15 protein-coding genes are annotated in these 20,597 nt (G+C 51.1%); 3 read left to right on the top strand and 12 right to left on the bottom strand.

All coding sequences use genetic code 11. The features are described from left to right. Positions 1-97: 97 nt before the first annotated feature. Together AC2215_RS02605 and AC2215_RS02600 are read right to left on the bottom strand one after the other, a co-directional pair. The gene (locus tag AC2215_RS02605; RefSeq protein WP_486808392.1) at positions 98-1,096 is read right to left on the bottom strand and encodes a glycosyltransferase family 2 protein; all 999 of its coding nucleotides are present in this window, start codon (positions 1,094-1,096) and stop codon (positions 98-100) included. Between the two features lie 5 nt (positions 1,097-1,101). Further along, entirely contained in the window at positions 1,102-2,268 is a 1,167-nt protein-coding gene (locus AC2215_RS02600; protein WP_486808391.1) for an FAD-dependent oxidoreductase, read from the bottom strand. Between the two features lie 420 nt (positions 2,269-2,688). Here AC2215_RS02600 and AC2215_RS02595 point away from each other — a divergent pair, with 420 nt between their 5' ends. Then, complete coding sequence (locus AC2215_RS02595; RefSeq protein WP_486808390.1) at positions 2,689-3,054, top strand: response regulator; 366 nt, start codon at positions 2,689-2,691, stop codon at positions 3,052-3,054. A 54-nt stretch (positions 3,055-3,108) separates the two neighbouring features. Here AC2215_RS02595 and AC2215_RS02590 read toward each other — a convergent pair whose 3' ends face one another. The 4 genes from AC2215_RS02590 to AC2215_RS02575 form a co-directional block, all read right to left on the bottom strand. Continuing rightward, complete coding sequence (locus tag AC2215_RS02590) at positions 3,109-3,774, bottom strand: class I SAM-dependent methyltransferase (RefSeq protein WP_486808389.1); 666 nt, start codon at positions 3,772-3,774, stop codon at positions 3,109-3,111. Between the two features lie 392 nt (positions 3,775-4,166). Continuing rightward, the gene (locus tag AC2215_RS02585; RefSeq protein ID WP_486808388.1) at positions 4,167-4,760 is read right to left on the bottom strand and encodes a DUF6940 family protein; all 594 of its coding nucleotides are present in this window, start codon (positions 4,758-4,760) and stop codon (positions 4,167-4,169) included. A gap of 8 nt (positions 4,761-4,768) precedes the next feature. Next, positions 4,769-5,998, bottom strand: coding sequence for a homocysteine biosynthesis protein (locus AC2215_RS02580; RefSeq protein WP_486808387.1), 1,230 nt, complete (start codon positions 5,996-5,998; stop codon positions 4,769-4,771). Between the two features lie 170 nt (positions 5,999-6,168). Further along, positions 6,169-6,363: a hypothetical protein gene (locus AC2215_RS02575; protein ID WP_486808386.1), complete on the bottom strand. Its 195-nt coding sequence runs from the start codon at positions 6,361-6,363 to the stop codon at positions 6,169-6,171. Positions 6,364-6,719: 356 nt separating this feature from the next. On the opposite strand from AC2215_RS02575, the gene AC2215_RS02570 reads away from it, so the two are divergent. After that, entirely contained in the window at positions 6,720-7,355 is a 636-nt protein-coding gene (locus AC2215_RS02570) for a MotA/TolQ/ExbB proton channel family protein (RefSeq protein ID WP_486808385.1), read from the top strand. A 39-nt stretch (positions 7,356-7,394) separates the two neighbouring features. Here the strand turns inward: AC2215_RS02570 and AC2215_RS02565 are convergent, their stop codons facing one another. Further along, positions 7,395-9,341, bottom strand: coding sequence for a trypsin-like serine protease (locus AC2215_RS02565; RefSeq protein WP_486808384.1), 1,947 nt, complete (start codon positions 9,339-9,341; stop codon positions 7,395-7,397). Positions 9,342-9,570: 229 nt separating this feature from the next. Next, positions 9,571-12,081 (bottom strand): AMIN domain-containing protein, encoded by a 2,511-nt coding sequence (locus tag AC2215_RS02560; protein WP_486808383.1) that lies wholly within the window; start codon positions 12,079-12,081, stop codon positions 9,571-9,573. Positions 12,082-12,505: 424 nt separating this feature from the next. Between AC2215_RS02560 and rbsK the strand changes: the two genes are divergently transcribed. Continuing rightward, positions 12,506-13,429 carry a ribokinase gene (gene rbsK, locus AC2215_RS02555; protein WP_486808382.1) on the top strand — a complete coding sequence of 308 codons (924 nt, stop codon included), beginning with the start codon at positions 12,506-12,508 and terminating at the stop codon, positions 13,427-13,429. Between the two features lie 26 nt (positions 13,430-13,455). Here the strand turns inward: rbsK and AC2215_RS02550 are convergent, their stop codons facing one another. From AC2215_RS02550 to AC2215_RS02535, 4 genes are all read right to left on the bottom strand, one after another. Beyond that, positions 13,456-13,869, bottom strand: coding sequence for an FHA domain-containing protein (locus AC2215_RS02550; RefSeq protein WP_486808381.1), 414 nt, complete (start codon positions 13,867-13,869; stop codon positions 13,456-13,458). A 346-nt stretch (positions 13,870-14,215) separates the two neighbouring features. After that, the gene (locus AC2215_RS02545; RefSeq protein ID WP_486808380.1) at positions 14,216-17,794 is read right to left on the bottom strand and encodes an EAL domain-containing protein; all 3,579 of its coding nucleotides are present in this window, start codon (positions 17,792-17,794) and stop codon (positions 14,216-14,218) included. Between the two features lie 478 nt (positions 17,795-18,272). Then, on the bottom strand, positions 18,273-18,707 hold the full coding sequence (locus tag AC2215_RS02540) for a hypothetical protein (protein ID WP_486808379.1): 435 nt from the start codon (positions 18,705-18,707) through the stop codon (positions 18,273-18,275). Positions 18,708-19,092: 385 nt separating this feature from the next. Then, a complete protein-coding gene (locus AC2215_RS02535; protein ID WP_486808378.1) occupies positions 19,093-20,283 on the bottom strand; it encodes a class I SAM-dependent methyltransferase in 1,191 nt (396 codons plus the stop codon). Between the last annotated feature and the right edge of the window lie 314 nt (positions 20,284-20,597).

Below are 20,597 nucleotides of genomic sequence, written 5' to 3'. Positions count from 1 at the left end.
CGGTCGATCGCCTTGCTGGCTCGAACCAGATTGGCGATCGACTCTAAATTTTTTGAGTTTAAATTATTGTTTTAGTTTAAATTGTTTTAGTGTCATCCTAAAGAGAAATTTTTTTCGACTCTTGCACGATATTTCGACGTTCTCGATCGGCAATTAATACCGAACTGTTTTGTTCGCCAGCGACGTAATAAGCCGGCCATCCTTTCAGGCGATCGAAAATAAATCCCACATATTCCGCAAGTATTGTCAATACCATCGAAACAAAAAAGAACATGATGGCATTTTGAAACGAGAGGGTCATCCAACCTTCTGCAACCTGCTCTTTGAGCAGGTAAACCAGTGCGATATAGACGATATAAAAAATATTTAAAACACTGGCAAACAAGCCGATATAACTTGCAAATCGCAAAGGACGAACGGAGTTGACGACGATAATTTGCAGTGCGGTATCTAATAGTTCCAGAAGTCCTTTCAATCTGCGGTGGCGGTATCGATAAATAAAATCGTAGGTAAACGTATCCGAGCGATAACCGACATAGGCACCGAGCAAGCGTAAATAACGAGATTTATCGCGAACTTGAGTAATAGCATTCACCACCTGTCGGCTCAAGACTCGAAATTGAGTCGAATTTTGAATTAAAGGGATTTTAAAGAATGTCCGGCACAGCCAATAAAATAAGTTCGCACCGGCTTTCATCCAGAAGGGTTCGTCATGGCGATCGCGACGAATTCCGATTAAAATATCCTTCCCATCTCGCGCAGTTTCAATCAGCTGGGGAATGAGTTTTGGCGGATCGGATTCGGGAATCATGACGACGACAAAATCGCCAATTACCGAGTCTAAACCCGACGAAATCGCGACATCCATACCAAAACTGCGAGAGAGATTAATGAGGCGAATACATTCGTAATCTCGCAGTAAAGAAGAGACGACAATCGATGTATTGTCTGTCGATCCATCATCGACCAAGACTAATTCATAATTCGCGAAATGGTTCCGTAAAACCTGCATCACGTCTTCGATAAATGGTTTGACAATTCGCGCGTCATTATGCAGGGGAGCTACCACCGAGACAAAACAATCCGATCGTTCCACGCTACTCAAGTTCCTTGGATTAACTGCAAACCATTCAATTCATGGGGAAGGTCGTAAATATTGTCGATTTTACCACCCAAAACGCAATACAAATTTGGAAGTTTGGGGTTGTGCTCGAATAAAATCGGTCGGCTATCATCCACCTCGCTTTGCGGCAAGACGGTTTTTACACCCCAAAGGGAATCGACATACTTACATTCATTGGCAACGGGTAAATATCGCATTGTATCGCGAATCGAAAAGGGAAAGTTCGTTTTTTTGCGAATGTTGCTGTAAGATTGGTGGTCTTCAATCCTGAGATTATCGCTTTCTTGCCAATAGCAATGAGGTGTATACCGAACGTGGCTTAAGGTGTGGAGTCCCCGAGGGGGAAATGGCATCAGGGAGAAAAACGGTCCGCACATGACAGTAATGCCGATGGATTTGAGTTGAGGTGGCACATCCACCAAGGCCATTTCTGCTAACTCGTACTTGAGGGGAACAGTGGGGAGATGAGAAGCCTTGAGAATTTGGTTTATTTCTGAATAAGTACAGTTAAAAACATAACGGGTGCGAATACATCGTTTGCTGTCAGAATTTTTTATCGAAACCTCAATTTGCTCTCCTTTTTTTTGCTGGAGGCAATCGACATGAGTATCAAGCAAAATATCGATATTTGCATCATCAATTTCTTGGCTAACTCGGTGCTTGAGCTTGACCGCATCGAAGGCATATTCTTGGGTTTTAAATACCGCTTCGATCGAACTCGAATTAAATAACCGAGAAATAGAGGGTTCGGCGGGTTTGATGGGAATTCCGACTCGCTGGCAAAATGTCTTAAACTGAGCGGAATTCACTTTAGAAAATGTGCGGGCGATGGCATAATATTTATCGAAGGTATTATCGATACAATCGCGATATTCTTCCACAAACCGAGGAAAATTAACCTTCGATCGCCATGCCGTTAATAAACTGCGGGGATAGTGGTAACCGTTGTGAACTCTCGCTTGATTGGTGTAAGAGGCGCGTTGGAGCAAATCCCCTTCTCGTTCGACAATTAAAATTCGATCGAGATGCGCTTTCAGATAAATTGCAATTTTACATCCGAAAAATCCGCCACCAATAATGACGGCATCATAGTCACTGGATGCAGGGGAAGTTGAAGGTTTCGCGAGATCGGATCGGCACATCATAGCATTGTGGAAAATCGACACCAGCCGGGACGGAAGGCGATCGTGATTCTACTCAATTCCGTCTCCAGTATTAAGATTTGAGTCGAAAACCAGTCTGGGGTGTTCCCCAAACCGAAAAAATCGGTGCGAACGTCTAATTCTAATGACAAGATTCGATCGCAAACGGACAAAAATAGGTAAGCTGTTTTAATAGCTAAAAGTTTGGTCTCGATCGCGTCAGCTCGAAATAGGTCTATCCCCTCATTGACTTTGATTCTTTATCGGGTGCATATTTTGGGGAGATGGCTCCTATAGTTCAATAAAGCGCGAACATCTTGAAACTTTTCTATCCTGACGAGCGACTCTTTTTATAGAGTCGTAACATTATGGGATGACGAACCGAATCATGGCTCGGCAGATCTTTTAGGAGGTGGGAAACAGATGACAACAGTATTAGTGGTTGAGGATAGCATTACCCAACGGCGGACGATCTCGAGTTTGCTCAAAAAGAAAGGACTGACAGTACGCGAAGCGAGTAACGGACAAGAGGCACTTAAAAGCGTCCAGAGCGCTCGCCCCGACTTAATTTTGCTCGATATTATCATGCCGCAGATGAATGGCTATGAAGTGTGCCGGCGGCTGAAAGCGAATCCGAAAACCCAAGAACTTCCAGTGGTTATGTGTTCGACGAAAGCCGAAGATTTCGATCGCTATTGGGGATTGAAGCAAGGTGCGGATGCATATATTGCGAAACCCTTTCATCCCCTTGAGTTAGTAGGAACCCTCAAACAACTGCTGCGAGGGTGAGCGTCGGGTCTGGTTGTGGTGATGGGCGCGGCTGTATTCTGATTCAAAAAACGGTTACGGGCGGCGATACTCGATTCGGACTTGGGTGACGGTATCGCTTTCGGTAAAGGTATTGCGCTCGATTTCTGAGAGTCCCAGCATGCTAAATTCGTGGAGTTCTCGATCGCTCAACGCCCACGGGGGACCATCGGGTTCGGCATCGGTATCCCGCAGTCGCGTCACCACCAGCAGCGTTCCGCCAGGGGCCACCAAGGGGGCAATAGCGGCGAGAACATCCGATCGCACGTTTAGGGGTAAGGCTTGGATCGTGCGGCATTCAAACACGAAGTCAAACTTGCTGCCCCAGCTGGGATCGAGATCGAATAAGTCGGCAACGAGGTAGGTAACATCGGAGTTGGGGAAGCGTTGCTCGCACCAAGCCATTGCCGTGGGAGAAATATCAAAAGCCGTGACTTGAAAACCCCGCGCATTCAACGCTTCGGCATCATCTCCCAACCCGCAACCGATAACCAAAGCCGATCGCCCATCTCCTCGAATGCGATCGCCTTCGAGCCACTCCTGAAGATAGGGATGGGGCGCGAGTTTGGCCCAGGGTACCAGGGAGGTGTCTCCTTGAGATTCGGCGTACAGGGTTTCAAACCACGCCGAAGGATCTGCCTCGGATTCCGTTGCCAATTGCTTGATTTTCTGTCGTAATTCGATCGGTTGTTGCTCGAACATCGATAACCTCTGGGAATGGATAGCGCTTTTATTAAGATAGAACTGGTATTGGGGCTTGAGGGCGGTTCGATCGCAAATGTATAGCAGACACGGGCCGGTATCATGACAAATTTTCAGTCATGGGGAACGGGGAATGGGGAATGGAAAAAACCTGTTTCTTCGATTCGTGTAAATAAACTGCGGGCGAAGCGCAGCGGAGGGGGAGCAAGGCGCAGGGGGAGCAAAGTGCAGGGGGAGCAAAGTGCAGGGGGAGTATAGCTCAGGGGTTGCGCTATCAAGCAAACAACTGCCCACCCTACAAATTTTGACTCCGTATCCTCATTGGAGGGCAAAGCATTTGGATATGTCAGATTTCGTTTGTCGCATAATTTATCGCCCAACTGCTTGTGCCCCTACAGACTCTTCCGATACGGCACATATCCATAGTATTTCGGTCGACAATCCAAGCGGACGTGAAGCCACGCCACACCTCCCCCAGCGGTACTCAGCCAAATCGGTCGTTCTGAAATCTGCTGCCGCATGGTTTGTCCGACAATCCGCCACAGACTCTGTTGTTGAGCATCCGGGGCACTGCGAACGAAAGCAGCCAAATGACTGTAGTCTGAAGTGGCATCCCCAGGAGAGGGAACCACCAGGGTTGCATCTCCCCCCAAATTCTCGAAAACGACGATACCATCGTTAATTGCATCAGTTGTAAAGTAATCGGCAAATGTCCGGAGATCGGGATAGCTAGCAAGTCCGGGAGAATCGAGCAGAACGAATTCAAAGGGGCGATCGAGATTATTTTTTGTAATCGGTGGCGTTTCCCAGCGATAAGCTAAAAACGGAGAACTAGCCAGTAGCGAGATGAAGAAACTGCGGAAGTCTTTTTTTTCGGACCATAAATTTAAAACCTCTGCGTAGGAAATCCGCTGACCCTCGCGAGTGACGGTGTACCTGTATACGCGATTGTGGTTCGAGATTTCCCATGTCGCGTCGAACATCATTTGACTCCTTAATCCGATCGATCTAAATTCATCTGACCCCCCCACAAATCTTGAGGCAAAAACGCCCGATCTTTAGGAATAGAAGCGACGGGTTCGGTGAGGGTAAATTCCCCGGCTTCGATCCAGGTTTTGAGTTCTTCGGCCACTTCCCGCGAGCGGGCAATACTGGCTAAAGGGGCGACTCGCACCGCCTTGCCGTCGATGGTAATCTTGCCGCCTTTGAGTTGGGCGTAACTGACTAAGCCGAAGGTAGGACGGACGCGGCGGGGAATGGCAAAATCCACCACCGGGGCGACCAAATCCGTGTCTTGCACGGCGCAACGCTGCACCACAGTTTCGTCGAGAACGGGGAACGGGATACCCACCCCCAACATTAAAGAAGGGCCGTAGTTGTGGAAATAACATCCCCGCACCCATTGGGGATTCATCTGTTTGGCATCTCCCACTAGGGCGAGCGTTGCTGCGGGACCGATGGGGGTGCGATTGGGCAAGCGTTTTTGCAGGGGAAAATGCTGCGTCCCTTCCCAGGCGACGTAGCCAATGCCGCCTCCGAGAAAAATCCGGCTGCCGATGCCCACAACGTTCAAATCGGGGTCGTTAAACAGGGGAGAAATCGCGCCGGGATTGGAGTATACGGCGTTGCCCAGTTGGGGTTGCAGCGGTCCGAGATAGGTGAATAAAGGGCGATCGCCGCCATTGACTCCGACGATAAAGTTTTGGTAGAGATTGCGGGGATTGAACAGGTAAAATTGATTGATGCGATCGCGGGTGATAGTCGTCTCAAAGGCGGCGCGGGGGTAACAATCGGTGGTTTGCCCGATCGCCTTCAGTTGGATGGGTTTCCCGGCAATTAAGTCCTCAATGACGTGACCCCCACCTCGAATCGGTCCTCCTCGGTTTTGGTTTTCGGGGGTTTCGCGATTGCGCGGGTCTTCGGCTTCGAGGGTATCGGTCATTTGCGCTGCCCCCAAATACAAATCCACTGCCCCAAATCCGGAGTAGGCAGGAACCCCATCCAGCCAACAGCGACGAATTTTAATCGGCGGATCGGTTTGACCTAAGTTAATTATCGCCCCACTCGACTCCATGGGTTCAAAGGTGCCGGTGGTAATGACATCCACCTCTTTGGCAGCTTGAGTCACGCCAATTTCGGCGACGTGCGCTTTGGTTTCTTCTACCGTCCAGACGACAGCTTGTTGGCGCTCGATTTTCTCGTTAATTTCAGCAAGGGTTCGCATGAGACAGCCTGGGTATGAAGGAAAAACCCGAGAAATGACCGGTGAGTTTTGGTTGACTCGATTGTCAAAAGCATACACTTGCAAGGTGCCAGAGAAGGGGCATCATTGAAAAAAAGCTGGCTCGATCGATTATTATCGATCGTTGCGCGATCGTGCGTGACAACGATAAATTACAACGAATTCTTCGATCGAAAACCACGTCCGATCAGGGCGATCGCCACCACCAAAGGAACCCCCAGAACGGCAATGAGTGCGTTGGTGGGTGTCGCCGAAATCGACAGTTGCGGTCCAATGGATTTAATGAAGATCGAGCAGGCGGTTGAAGCGGCGATAACTTTTAAAATTACAAATATTTTATCGTTCATCTTAAATCGTTTGGAATCAGAAATGGCTATTATTAATAATAAAAAATAAATATTACATTAAATCTAATTGTTCGGATAAAAAATCAAAAAATTATCCATTTAAATCCTAGATATAATATTGTATTTATCATTTGTTTGTAATCAATTGAGTAATTTATGTCTTAGACATGAATCGATTTTCCACTTTACTTTAAATATTTTGAACCGGGATTGACTCTGATGATAATGTCACCCGGAAGAGAGCGCCGCTTTCAATTATAATCGAGGACATGGAAAGAATGAAGGGAATTTTTCCAGTGCGTGGAAAACATTTAGCCCTGAGTTCTCATGCTTATCGATCTACGGGGAATCCATCTATGCGACTGAGCGATTTGTTTTTTGCCGCTGGCATTGTTGTTTGGCCTTTGCTTCTTTTTTCACTAGTATCGATCGCTCTAATTGCCGAACGCTCGTTCTTTTGGCTTGGCATTTTACAGCGACAAGATTCAATAATCCAAGAAGCCTTGAAATTATGTCGTTCGGATTGGTATTCCGCGATAAAGTTACTGCAAAAAAATACCAATTTTCCCATAGCTCGAATCTTTCTCGAAGCGATGGAACTCGATCGCCCCAATCCGATGGAGTTTCGCCTCGCCCTTGAAAGTGCCGCACAAGCCGAACTTCCCCTATTGCGTCGCTTCAACACCATTTTCGATACGATCGTCGCAGTATCCCCTTTATTGGGTTTGTTAGGAACGGTGTTGGGTTTGATGAACTCGTTTGCTTCCCTCAAACTTGGAGATATTGGCAGTAGCAATACGGCGGGTGTGACTGGAGGGATTAGCGAAGCCCTCGCCTCGACAGTTTTAGGCTTAATTGTTGCCATTTTTACCCTCCTCTTTTCTAATACCTTTCGCGGGTTTTATCGCCGCCAAACGGCCTTAATTCAAGAGTATGGAGGGAGGCTGGAACTGTTACATCGCAAACACTACGAACGAGAGCGATCGGCTTAAAGTGAACTCGAAGTTCGAGGGAATATAACACCATCTAGATTAAACGATATCGGTGACTTCCACAAACCGACCGAATAACTGGGAAGGAGTCGTATTATTAACAAACCCAAGGAAGATACCCGTTTCAATCACTTGAATCACCGTTCCAGGAGAACCGGCAAAGTTCGACTCAATTAAGTTTAAATTCGATGCAGCAATCCCTTCTGTCAGCCCGATGGTATCTTCAAAGGTATTGAAATCGGCAATAACATCCACCAGGGTTAAATCGACCGAGGCGACAGCCGTGCGGAAAATAAACTCATCATTGCCCGGTCCGCCGATGAGAATATCCTGGCCGAAATCACCACTGAGTCGATCGTTTCCACCACCACCGGTTAGGATATCGTTTCCCTGACCCCCTCTGAGGGTATCGTCGCCATTTCCCCCGTTAATCCCTTCATCCCCTTGATTTCCAGACAGGAAGTCGTTTCCCTCCCCAGCGGTTATGGTATCGCTGCCTTCTCCACCAAAGATGCGATCGTTTCCATCTCCTCCCGTCAGATTGTCATTTCCCAGGTCTCCCACAATCTCATCGTTCCCACTGCCTCCCGTCAGATTGTCATTTCCGACCTCGCCAAAAAGGGTATCGTCGCCATCATCTCCGGAGATCGTATCGTCATCGAGTCCTCCAAGAATCTCATCGTTCCCGATACCACCGGTGAGAACGTCATTTCCCTGACCGCCAGCGAGGGTGTCATCACCATCATTTTCACTAATCGTATCGTTATCTTCACCACCGAACAGTCTGTCGTTCCCCAGACCCCCCGTCAGCAGATCGGCCCCCCGATCGCCGAATACAGTATCGTCTCCATTGTCTCCCTCAAGAGTATCGTTATCGGCACCACCGAATAATTCATCATTTCCGTTTCTTCCTGAAATCCGATCGTTTCCCCGACCGCCCAATAACGTATCATCCCCATCATCTCCGAGAAGGGTATCGTTATCTCGACCGCCAAACAGGAGATCGTTTCCACCGAGTCCTTCAATCAAATCGTTACCCTGGTTGCCTCCGAGGGTATCATCTTGGTTGGTTCCGCGAATGCGATCGTCCCCGCGATTGGACTCGGCGATCGTTTCGTTGATAAAACCCTGATAAACCGCAACCCGAGTATCGACAAAGAACTCACCGAAACTCGAATCTAACCTCGGGTTGAAAACACCCCCTTCATTCGTGACATCGGTACCGAAAACAATTGGTGTAAATCCATAGGACGTCAGTCCGGCAATTTGACCGTTAATAAACGATGGTCCCCCAGAATCCCCTCGGGTGGCACCCACTTCTAGGGGTTCCCCTAAATCTTCGATGGCCAAATCCCGTCCGAACGCATCGTTTTGGCGCAAGCCATTATCGAAGTCGTAAACCAGTTGAGTTCCGGGGATGGCATTAAAGCTGCGCGTTCGGTTAAAAATATCGATCGAGGATTCATAGCGGTTAAAACCTCGGCGTTTGATACGGTCGGTAGCGGGAATTTCCCCAAGGTTCCCCGTTCCGCTAATGCCATAGCCCACTCGTTCGATAACTTGCCCCACTTCATCGGCTTCAAGATACAGTGCGTAGCGATCGGCTGAATCAGGTGCCGTTTCGGCAAGCTGGAGAATTGCCACGTCGTTGTTAAAGCTTGCATCGGCCGTCCAGTCGGGATGGATGAAAATACTCGATACCGCCACCGGAATTCGACCTTCGGGGACATCAAAAAATACGGTGTACTCCCCCGGATTCGGGTTCGGATTCGGGATGCCGTCATCAAGATCGAAACAATGTGCGGCTGTGAGGATATGGCGACCGGTCCCTAACAGTGCCCCCGTACATTCAAAGCTGCCACCTCTGCCATAAGCGACCACACCATCCAATCCCGTACCCGGTTGCACGAAAAACGCCGAGTCGTTGGGGTTATCGGAGGAAACACTAATCCGAGAGCGACGGATGGGGGTGATGAGATCGGTCATCTGAGGCAGTCTCCAAGTCGGGTGCGAGGGCAAACAAATCGTTTCTCGATCGAAACGCTCCAGACATAGTGTACTGAAAGCTGGTTCTTCTGCAATGGCTCTAGCACAAACTACCCGGCTGGCGGAATAACACGAACCGGATTCAATAATCTTTGCTGACACTCAGAGAAGGGCGCACGATCGTACGCCCTTTTTTTGTCGATCGATCGACTCTGAAGCGACGAAAGACTTACCTCGGTGCGGTGGGACTGAAGTAGTTCTGACCGTTACGCTCGAGAACTTCCTGCACTTCGGGTCCGGGGGTATAGCCGTAGCCAAAGGTCGAGAATTCCGTATCGCGGATGATGTTGGGGGTCAACAGAACGATCACCTCACTGCGGCTATTTTCGGTGTTGGTGTTGCGGAAGAGAGAACCAATTAAAGGTAAATCCCCCAGAATAGGGACTTTCGATACGGTTGTGCGATCGCTGTCCTGAATAATCCCCGACAAAATCAGCGTCTGACCGTCCCGCATTCGAATCAAGCCCGAATCCACCGAACGACTTTGCACCAGAGTCACCTCTCCAGAGTCGCCCAAATCTTGAGTACTGATAGGAGAAGAAACCGTAGGTTCGACATCTACGGTCACGAAACCGTTATCATCAATCCGGTTGACGGTAACAGCAAGTTGCAACCCGACATCGGCAAACTCCACCTCTCGGGTTTCTCGCTGTCCGGCGTTCGTATCAGTAAATTCAACGTTGATTCGCTGCACCACCTGTTGGGTGAGGTTGACGTTTGCGGTTTGCCCCTCTTGAATAACCAAAGTCGGATCGGTCAAAATCTTGGCATTGCCACTGACCACTTGAGCTTGCAAAGTAGACAAGAAGCGCGTCGGGAACTCGAACAACGAAGGTAAGGAAAATTCAACCGTTGCATTTTCACCTAATGTCGTGTCCGTGGTAATCGTTCCGTCATCATTCCGAGTTTGGGTAATAACGTTATTCGTTGGTGGCTCGAAATCCGTAAACCCTGGCGTAAACGGATCTTCACTCACCGGGGAAATCGGTTGGGGAGTTTGTCCGACACCGGCTGGCTGCGTAAAGATATTTCCGTCTGGATCGACAAAAATCGTACCGGGAGTTCCCCCTGGAACCAAGGCAGGATCTGATAAATCTAAAAACGGTTGGTTACCGCCAAACGGATTATTAATAACCGGTCGCCCGAACAAGCCGTTGGATGATGTGGCTGCTGAGGGTGGGTTCGTTCCCCCAAAGTTAACCACTGCATTTCCACCATCAACCGTCACAAACGTATCGCCAATCCCAAAGGAGAAGCTGCTGTTGAAGGTATCTTCATTGAGCAGGTTCACGTCTACGATTTTCACGTTCACCGCCACCTGCGGACGACGAGCTTCAAGTTGGGTCAGTAGCGCCGAGGCCACTTCAACCTGGCGCGGATCGCCCACCAGGGTGATTTCGTTCCCCACTTCTACCGCACCGGTTGCCCGTCGGGCGATGGAGAACAACAATCCCCGCAAGGGCAGGGGAGCAAAACCTTCATAAGGTTCTCCAGTAGTGTCAGCCGCGAGTAACTCCACCTGGGTTTGGGTGCTTTGAATCACTAGGGGGTCGACATTATCGCCGATCGCCTGAGACTGAATTTGTTGCCGAAGCTGCACCTCAACGGTTTCCGCCCCTTGGGAAATTAGAAAGTCCCGCGCGACCAGCAGTGGTGTTTGATTCAAGCGCAGGGTGCGGCTGACGACGTTGCGAGCCGCATCGGGCAAACTCGTCCCGACAACGATCGTGGTGCCTTCTCGGTTGGCTTCCAAACCCGTTAAGCGCAGAACGTTGTTGAATACATCCTGCACGGACTCGTTTTCCACATCAAGAGAGATGGTGAGCTGGGTCATTTCTTCATCTTCTTCACCTCTACCCCCTTCAAAAAAGGCGAGGTTGAGTCCGGCGGCCCGTGCGAGCAGCGCCAAAACATCTTCGACAGGGGCGTCTTTCAAGACTAGGCGGGGGACTCGTTCGGCCGTTCCCATACTAATGACCGATGCCGAGGGATCGATGGTGGAGATCGCAATATCGCCAATGGGTGGGGGAACGGCCCGAGGTAGACTGGGAGGCACGGGATTAATGGGCGATATGGAGGTGGCTGGATTGCCCTCAATGGTAATGTTGGGGTTGGGAACCAGGACGTCGGGATTAGTTCGCAGGGGAACTTGGGCGACAGGAGGCTGGGTCGCAGGCGGTTGAGCTACCGGTGGCTGAGTCGCGGGAGGCTGGACCACCGGTGCGGGAGTCAGAGGTGTGGGGGCGGGAGGCGGTGGCGATGCGTAATTCCCCGGCGGTGCTTGATAGTTAAACACAATGCCTCTGGGGTCTTGTTGGAAGACTTCTCCCGAGGGCGCACCGGTCAGTCCGGTGACGATGATGCGAGTGCTGTTGGAGTCGAGGGGGGTGACGACAACGGAAGCGATACCGGGACTGGGGTTATCTTGGCGAAAGCCCCCTTCTTGAGGCAGGCGCAACCGAGTATCGATGAGGTCGGCAACCAGTTCGTTCTCCTGCTCGATGACGAATATTTGGGGACGATCGCCACTTTCAGTCTCCAGAATTAACGTCATGCCCGAGTTCGTTGGGGTCACGCTGACTCCGGTGACTTGAGCCTGAGCGATCGCCGGCTCCATCGCGACCAGGGCGATCGCAGCACTCGCGCAGATCCCTCCAAGTCCTAACAGATGCTGTTTCACCGTCTGCCTCCTCGACATCCAAAAATACATACTTTTAGGCCTTACTTCTACCATATTTTCGACTCCAAAGCCAAGGGGATATGGGGAGATAGAGAGACACGAAGATGAGGTGATGGACAGACACGGAGATGAGGGAGAATAACTATTAGACATCTGTAAATATTAGACATCTGGTAGAAATAAAAACTCAAATCAATTTCGATCCCGAATTCATGCATTTTTTATCCCTTTCCCCCTTCCCCCTTCACCCTTTGCCTCCAGAGGTGTCGGGTGTTTCCGGGACTGTGGCTAGCGGCGACGGCCCTACTGGAGGGAAATATGCAGGAGGTACTCGCAGTGTTACAGTTGGGTTTAGCGTCGGCAAAGCACGAAAATTGAAGATTGTGTCGGACGTTTGAAGCAACGGTAAGAAGATATTGAGCCGGTGAGCGCGATCGTTTTTGGCAGTCTCAATATGGATGTAGTGACCCGCACCCCTCGGTTTCCTAAACCGGGAGAGACGATCGCGGGTTTGAGTTTTTCGACGGTTCCGGGGGGCAAAGGAGCTAATCAAGCGGTTGCGGCTGCACGGTTGGGCGTTTCGACGTCTCTGGTGGGTCGAGTCGGGGCCGACGATTTTGGGCGGGTTTTACTCGATCTGTTGCGCGATGCGGGGGTGAATGTAGATGGAGTGAAGGTCGATTGCCATACTCATTCGGGGATTGCAACGATCGCCATCGACAATCGCGGAGAAAATAATATTATCGTCGTCCCGGGTGCCAACGGATGCGTCGATGCCTCAGATGTCGATCGCTTAAAGCGTTTGCTACCCCAAGCGAAGGTACTGCTACTCCAGCTTGAAATTCCTCTCGATACCGTCAAAGCCGCGATAAAAGTCGCTCGCGATGTCGGGGTGCGCGTCATCCTCGATCCGGCTCCCGCACCCTCGGAGTTTCCCCCCGAACTCTACCGCCAAATCGATATTATCACCCCCAATGAAGTAGAAGCCTCCCAAATGACAGGAATTCGTGTCGAGTGTCCCGAGTCAGCAGCCCAAGCCGCCGGTCGATTGCGAGAATGGGGAGTGGGTACGGCGATTGTTAAGTTGGGGGATCGAGGGGTTTACTGTGCCACGGCAGGCGTTCGCTTTTTTCTCCCGGCGTTTGCGGTGGATGCGGTGGATACGGTCGCTGCTGGAGATGCCTTCAACGGAGCGCTAGCTGACGCCCTCGAGCGAGATCTATCTTGGCGAGAAGCTGTTATCCAGGCAGCCGCTGCTGGGGCGATCGCAACCACTCAAGCGGGGGCGCAAACCGCTATGTGCGATCGTTCCACCTTAGAGGCTTTCCTCCAAGAGCGAAGGGTTTAAAAGTTAGATCGCTACCCTCGTCGAGACTAAGAGCCGATATCCACTTTGGTCTTGACGCGATGGGCGAGGTCTGGAGCATTGGTGACAATGAGATCTCGATCGACTGACTTTTGCTTGCCGATGGGCTGAGCTTCTTGAGTATCGCTGAGCTGAATCTGAATTTTCGGACCGGAACTCCCCAAGCGAATCACCATACCGTCTGCAACAGGTGCTTGAGCGATCCGCTCGCCATTGACGTAAGTTCCATTGGCTCCGTATCCGATCGCCTCCCAGTTGGAAGGGGTTTTCCACAATTCAAGATGGAGGCGGGAAACGACGGAACTCACGATGGTCACATCGTTACTTTTGGCTCGCCCGATGCGAATTGCTGGCTGGTCTGCAAATTTCCAGCTCCGGAGTACCGTATTTTGGGTAGGATGCAACAGGACTAGAGTAATCACGAGTTTTGATGGAGTTAAGGACACACATACTGTTGAGTGAAGAAGCTCGCGCCGATGATGCTGCTTTTTCTCCATTAAAAGCTGACTGTCGCGGCTTGGGTGAGTTGGAAGTCAGAGCAACCCAATAACCCTAATGATTCGAGCGTCGATCGGGGTGCGAGTCGCCTCCTGACTGACGGCAATTTATGGGATGAATTTGGGGGTTTGGATGACGGATAGCTCAAATGGATCGACTGAAGATATTATAAAGCTAAACCCGCGACCCGAGCCTCCCGAAGCCGCAAGAGCACCAGAGCCATCGATGGAAAAAATTGATGCTTTCAAGTACAGCCATGCGTCCGATCGACTACAGCAAAAGCTGACTGGCAACTCGAGCCTTCACGGGTTTGGAGAACAGATAGCCCTGTCCGAACTCGCAGCCCAAGCGGCACAGGGTCTCCCGTTGAATGGGAGTTTCGATTCCTTCGGCGATCGCGTTCATCCCTAAATTGTGGGCGAGGGTAATAATGGTTTGGAGGATTTCCGATTTTTCCCCCCCTGCTTGGATGGGGCTGACAAAAGAGCGATCGATTTTGAGGGTGTCTAAAGGAAAGCGATGTAGGTAGCTCAAAGAAGAGTATCCCGTGCCAAAATCATCCATACACAGGTGAATGTTCCGATCTTTGAGTTGGAGCAACATTGCTGTTGCCGAATCGTAATTATCGACGATCGCACTTTCGGTGACTTCTAACTTCAGGTTACTGCCACCGATTTGAGTGGATTTTAAAATGAAATCTACCCGATCGAGTAAATCGACGTGAGCGAACTGACGACCGGAGAGGTTCACCGACATTTTCAAGGGAATGCGATGGCGCAGCTGCTCTTGCCAAGCCCGCAGTTGATGGCAGGCTCGGTTGAGTATCCAGGTGCCTAAGGGGACGATTAAGCCCGTCTCTTCCGCGATCGGAATGAATTGAGCGGGAGAAACTTGTCCTAACTCCGGATGCTGCCAGCGAACCAGGGCTTCAAAAGCCACAATGCGATTTGTTTTTAAAGAGACGATCGGCTGATAGTAAACTTGGAAGGGAATATCCTCAGGTGGCTGGGCGTTGAGGATCTGTGGTTCGAGGGCCGTCACCGCTCGGCGCAGATCGTGTTCCAACCGTTCCAGGCGTAGCTGTTCCAACACCTGCTCGTGCATGGTGTTATCGAACACTTCAAAGGATGACTGACCTCGAAGTTTGGCTTGGTACATGACCGTATCGGCATCCCGCAGCAGGTCTTCGGGTTTGTCGTAATCTGGGGAACTCAAGGCAATCCCGATGCTCACCGTGGTTAAAATTTCATGTTCGTCAAGATGAAAGGGTTGAGTGAGACTCGTCTTCACCCGTTCGGCAATCCGGGTGGCATCCTCGAGTTGGTGGGTGCGGTTGAGCAAGATGGCAAACTCGTCACCCCCCAATCGAGACACTAAGTCACCGTGACGCACGCACATCATCAGGCGAGATGCGGACTCGACGAGCATGCGATCGCCCACGCTATGACCGAAACTGTCGTTAATCACCTTAAAGCGATCGAGATCCAACAGAAGAATCGCAAAAGAGTACGCCGATTGTTCCCGAACGCGAGTCAGTGCTTTTTCCAACTCCTCCATTAACAACACCCGGTTCGGCAATCCGGTGAGGGCATCGTGATAGGCATTGTAATTCAGCTGCCGGTTGACCATCATCAACTCGGCCGTGCGCTCTTGCACTCGACGTTCGAGCTGGGCGTTCAAACTGGCCAATTGTGTCGCAGTCTTTTGACGGGCAATGGCGCCACCGATACTCCCCGCAGCCGCTCTTAAAATCGACTTTTCGCTCTCAGACCACTGGCGATCGCCCCCACATTCATCAAATCCCAAAAAGCCCCAACATTTGCCCTCGCTTTCAATGGGTACCAAGGCAAAAGAGCGGACGTTGGGGGTTCGTAGAAAGTCGCGTTCCGCTTCTGGGAGATCGCGTACCAAACCGCAGACGAGGTGACCGGCCCCCAGGCGATCGAACCACTCGGCCCAAATCCCATCGCAGGGGAACTCTTGCAGGCTCTCGATCTGGACTGGGGTGCCTTGTACCATCCACTCGTAGCGCTGGCTGACTAGAGGGCGACCGGAAATCGGATCGAGGTGCCGTTCGAGGATGTAGACGCGATCGACCGCGGCTGCATATCCCAAAGCCGACAGCGCCCGATGAATTCCGGTGCGATCGTCGTGGGTGGTTAACAGTTGCGTGGTTGCCGTGGCGACCCCATCGAGGAGGCGATCGCGTTCTTTGAGCTTGGCTTCCGTTTGCCCGCGAGCGATCGCCCCGCCCAAACTACTCGCAGCCGCTCTCAAAATCAATTTTTCCGTTTCCGACCATAGGCGTTCGTCCTGGCAGTTGTCAAACTCCAAACAACCCCAACATTGCCCTTCCACTTCGATGGGTAGGGCTAAAAGCGATCGAATCCCTTCTCGGGCAAGTAGTTTTCTGACCCCCTCGTCGTCAAAATCCCGTGCTAAACCGCAAATCGGCTCGTTTGGGGAGAAACTGGGAACGTCTGTGGCTCTGGCGGGGATCTCCTCTCCACGACACCATTGCCACCGCAGGGTGGTGACTCGTTCTCCGGTAACCGGATGGGGATGGTGTTCCAAAACGCAGACGCGATCGACCCCAGCAGCATATCCCAACATTTTGAGGGCCCGATCGATCGCCCAATCTCGATCGGTTTTCGTCAGCAGCAGGTTGGTGGACCAAGCAACGCCTTCGAGGAGACGATCTCGCATTTCCAACTCGGCTTGCGCCAGCAGGTGAGCGATAGTTTCTCCCAAGCGCCTGACGGGACTGGCTAAAATCGAGTTGGCGGTTTGAGACCAATCGCAGTAATCCCATCGAGACGGGGTCGGGCTGAAGGAGTTCGAACGGGGGCGATAGCATTCATCAAACCCAATACATCCCCAAAAATAACCGGCAATCTCAATGGGAATGAGTAAAATCGAGCGAATCCCCCAACGGGCAAAAAAGTCTCGCTCGCAGGGGGTAAAATCCCGTACTGCTCCCATCATGGGTTGTCCCCGCTCGAGGGATTCGTACCAATTGGGGAGACATTCCCGGTAAGATAAACTTTGAAATTGCGCCTCGATTCGATCGGTGATGCCATCAGCCTGCCATTGAGCGCGCTGGCTCAAGAGCACTTCCGTACTCGAGGGGTGAAAGTGATTTTCCCAGATATAGATGCGATCGACGTCTGTGGCCGCCCCCAATGCCGCTAGCGCTCGCTCGATCCCTTCTTGGCGATCGCTGTGGGTGAGGAGTTGATTGATGGCTTCGATGACCCCCTCGAGCGATAGGCACTGTAATTGGGAGTTTGGGATCGGCAGCTCGGGTTCGGGTTGCGCGCGAGAGGGGGTTAGCTGGAGTCTCGACGAGGGAGAAAGACCCAGCGTTGGATTGTCCGTCGGGCGAGCGGTCCCACAACCTTCAACGAGGATCGCCGAACGTCCGCCTTCGAGTTGAATTCTCGAACAGCTACAGGCAATAGACCTCGAACCCTCCAGATCGGCAATCGTCCAAGTTCCAAGAGCGGTTTGTCCGAGTTCGAGTTGTTCGAGGGCGCAGATCCCAGTATCGGGATTGGGATGCCAGCCATCGTACCCGTTGTGCTGTTTGAGTTCCTCCATCGAGCTGACCCCCCACAGCGATAGGGCAGCACGATTACCCCACCACAGTTGTTGTGGCTCGAAATCGAGCATCCAAATGGGGGTTTGCAATAGGTTCAGTCCTGCCACTTCCGACGGATTTAACACTGAGGTTTTTGAGAAGGCTACCGATAGACCGGTCGTTCCTTGAGTTGGAATGGGCTCGATCTCAAAATCGCTCGATGAAGATGAACTTCCCAAGAAGCGACGACCCTGGCAGTGGTGAGGCATTCGACTCTATTCCCTCCATTGGCGACAACGGTCTGACTTAATTTGGTGGCACAACCTTGAGTAGTTTTGCGGAAGTTCTAGCATTCTCATATCCTGATGGGTCAAGGTTTCAAGCCTTTTGACCCCGATCGAAGTAATTAGAGAATACCGTTGTGGTTCGACCACTGGTTCTTTTCCTCGAACCTCGCCCTATTTAACCCTGCCTCCATTAACCTCGATCGCATTTTCAGATTGGATGCGTATGTTTTAACCTCGACCAACTCTGTTTGGCGGTTGTTAGAGTACTCGCAGATCGGGCATCTCTGATTACGTTCGGTTGAACGTTCGTGAAGAACCCAATATAAAACGTTGGCAGAATCGATCGCACTTAAGAGCGGCTCGAGCGGTTCTCCCCCGTGCTTTTGAGAGTACCAATGCAGTAGAGTTGTTGAGTTGGCTTTCTCAAGCATAATCCAAGAACTAGGCAACTGCCACGGTCTCAGATCGATGAAAACTCGCGAAAAAATCGGCAATTTACCCGGAAAATCCTCCAATTTGGAGAACCGAAGAAACTCTGGCGCGATTGCGTAATATTACGTAATTGAAGAACTGTGAGGGGAAGGGGAGATCGATCGTGTTTTCGGGGATCGCAGGGAGAATTCGGAATTCGGAAGAGGGAAGGAGAAGGAGGAATGGGGACGGGAGTATTTTTCTCCCCAGCCAGGTGTTGTACCCAGTATTGTCGTCTGGCTTTCAAGAGGCTTGCCGAACGCCCGAACGTCACCCAGAGTCGGCATCCCGATGAGACGGTCGCATCAAAACTGACGTTAATATAGCAGTCGCCAGATTGGGCGCGGACAACGCCAGACAATCGTGTAATCTTGCGGAAGTCTTCCCCCCCCAACGGTCGGCGTTCCCTTGGGCTTGTCGGCATTCCCTTGCGTCTTGCGCGCGAACTCGGGGTCCGATCGCTGCTCCCGAAGCGATCGTTGTCCCGTGAAGCCCACCTTCACGAGCGTCCTCATCGATCTGGCAACAGCTATATAGCTAAGCGCAGGGGACTTAGGACAATTAATTGGAGGTCACTTTTACATGACTCATTTGGGTTGGGTTCGTGACATTTTTGAGCGACTGAGTGCGTCCCGCTGCATGTGTCCTAACCGCTATGCGCTCGGCTATATCGCCATATTCAATGATTTGAGGAAAATTTAGTGTGTTCGCGAAGCGTGCGCGTGAGCGCAAACATCTTGCTCCCATCACCCATCGATCGCGCCCAAAAATGTCCGAACCCCTCTGAATACCGCTAGATGTCGATCTCGTTAAACGCAAACCACTTCGCAATCAAGTCCTAAATCCTTCAGAACTTGTCGAATTTCGGATTCGTAAATCGGGTTCATGACGATCGCGACATCGGGTGGATGCTTGGGCAGTAATTCGGGCGGGATAATTTCTTGTCCGGTGCCGGCGACGTACATTCCTTGCTTGCGAGGGTTAATATCGACAACGTATTCGATCGACCCTTGGGTTTTGAGCAAGTTGAGGAAGGTCACTCCTTTCGAGCCGGCCCCCCACACGATGGCTTTTTGACCGGCACGTGCCATACCGTCCAGTTTTTGCTGCCAGGTGTCGATGAGGGTTTTGAATTTCGTGGTGAACGTCGCGATATCTTGCGAGAGTTCCCGGACTTCGTTTTGCTCGTTCCCCGTCATGTTTTCGGAGTTGGGTGCTGGAACCGCCTCGAGACACAGAAACTGCTCCCCGAAGGTTTCCGTCATATCGTTTACCAAAAAGTCAGACTGAGTAAACGCTCTTGCCAGGGATGTTGGGGCAAAGTAGCAGCAGTGTTCGTAGATAATATCCCACACGGCAAGGTTGCGGAAGGTATGGAGGGCGTTGGGAACTTCAAAAAACACTTGCGTCTCCATCCGATGACCGATGGCGCGGCGCAAGGGTTGAAGTAAATCCGCTGGATTGGGGACGTGTTCGAGGGTGTGGCGACAGCAAATGAAATCCGCTTCCTCGTTGGCGTATCGTTCTGAATACAAATCTCGGACGATCCGCACCCGATCGGATAGGTGTTGGTGTTCCGATCGATCGACGTAAGTGGGATCGAAACCGACGCCGCGATTGTTCCCCAACTCGCATAGGGACATGAGAAAATCTCCTTTACCGCAACCGATTTCAACGATTTTTTTATTGTGGAGGTGGTGGCGTTCTACTAAGCTGCGAGCGAGGGCATCGGCGTATTCTTGAAAGCGGGGAGAGTAATGAAGGGAATTTTCGTATTCCTGGGTATACTCCAATCGATCGGCATCGAAGGCGAGGTTGGGAATAAAACCGCACTCGGGACAGAAGGCCAAGCGGATATCGCCTTTCGGACAATCTACGGCCGCAACCCGATCTCGCCAGAGTAAATTGCAATAGATCGGAACCGCCAGCATCTCGAAAAAGACCTCTAAATCGGGCGATCCACAAACCGGGCATTTCAGGTTTTCTAAAACGTTCACCATCGGTTTACACTCCTAATTTTTTGTAGAAAGGGTGAAGGGGGAAAGGGTAAAGGAGATAGGGGAATCTTGGATGAATTGATAATAACCCTCGAAGCATCGATCGAATTTTTCATAGTGGCGCCGAGATCCGATGGTGTAAAGACACGAGGCTGTTGCGCTCTATGTTCTGATTGCTAGATCTGTGCTGTATTGATAGCAGTTAGCTTCAAGGCGCGGCTCGAACCGGACCATTGCGCGATCGACTCGTAGTCTTTCCCCCCTTGCCCCCTTCATGAGTATCCGCGCTGGATGTGGCGATCCCGAGATTTGGCTGC

The sequence above is a fragment of the Zarconia sp. genome (assembly GCF_057467645.1).
Note: the sequence above shows the minus strand (reverse complement) of the source record. Positions and strands in the feature narration are given on the sequence as shown.

Excerpts from the sequence above, each read along its gene's own strand:
- AC2215_RS02600 (WP_486808391.1), bottom strand. The coding sequence starts at position 2,268 with ATGATGTGCCGATCCGATCTCGCGAAACCTTCAACTTCCCCTGCATCC.
- AC2215_RS02595 (WP_486808390.1), top strand. The coding sequence starts at position 2,689 with ATGACAACAGTATTAGTGGTTGAGGATAGCATTACCCAACGGCGGACG.
- AC2215_RS02590 (WP_486808389.1), bottom strand. The coding sequence starts at position 3,774 with ATGTTCGAGCAACAACCGATCGAATTACGACAGAAAATCAAGCAATTG.
- AC2215_RS02585 (WP_486808388.1), bottom strand. The coding sequence starts at position 4,760 with ATGATGTTCGACGCGACATGGGAAATCTCGAACCACAATCGCGTATAC.
- AC2215_RS02580 (WP_486808387.1), bottom strand. The coding sequence starts at position 5,998 with ATGCGAACCCTTGCTGAAATTAACGAGAAAATCGAGCGCCAACAAGCT.
- AC2215_RS02575 (WP_486808386.1), bottom strand. The coding sequence starts at position 6,363 with ATGAACGATAAAATATTTGTAATTTTAAAAGTTATCGCCGCTTCAACC.
- AC2215_RS02570 (WP_486808385.1), top strand. The coding sequence starts at position 6,720 with ATGCGACTGAGCGATTTGTTTTTTGCCGCTGGCATTGTTGTTTGGCCT.
- AC2215_RS02565 (WP_486808384.1), bottom strand. The coding sequence starts at position 9,341 with ATGACCGATCTCATCACCCCCATCCGTCGCTCTCGGATTAGTGTTTCC.
- AC2215_RS02545 (WP_486808380.1), bottom strand. The coding sequence starts at position 17,794 with ATGCCTCACCACTGCCAGGGTCGTCGCTTCTTGGGAAGTTCATCTTCA.
- AC2215_RS02540 (WP_486808379.1), bottom strand. The coding sequence starts at position 18,707 with ATGCCGACAAGCCCAAGGGAACGCCGACCGTTGGGGGGGGAAGACTTC.
- AC2215_RS02535 (WP_486808378.1), bottom strand. The coding sequence starts at position 20,283 with ATGGTGAACGTTTTAGAAAACCTGAAATGCCCGGTTTGTGGATCGCCC.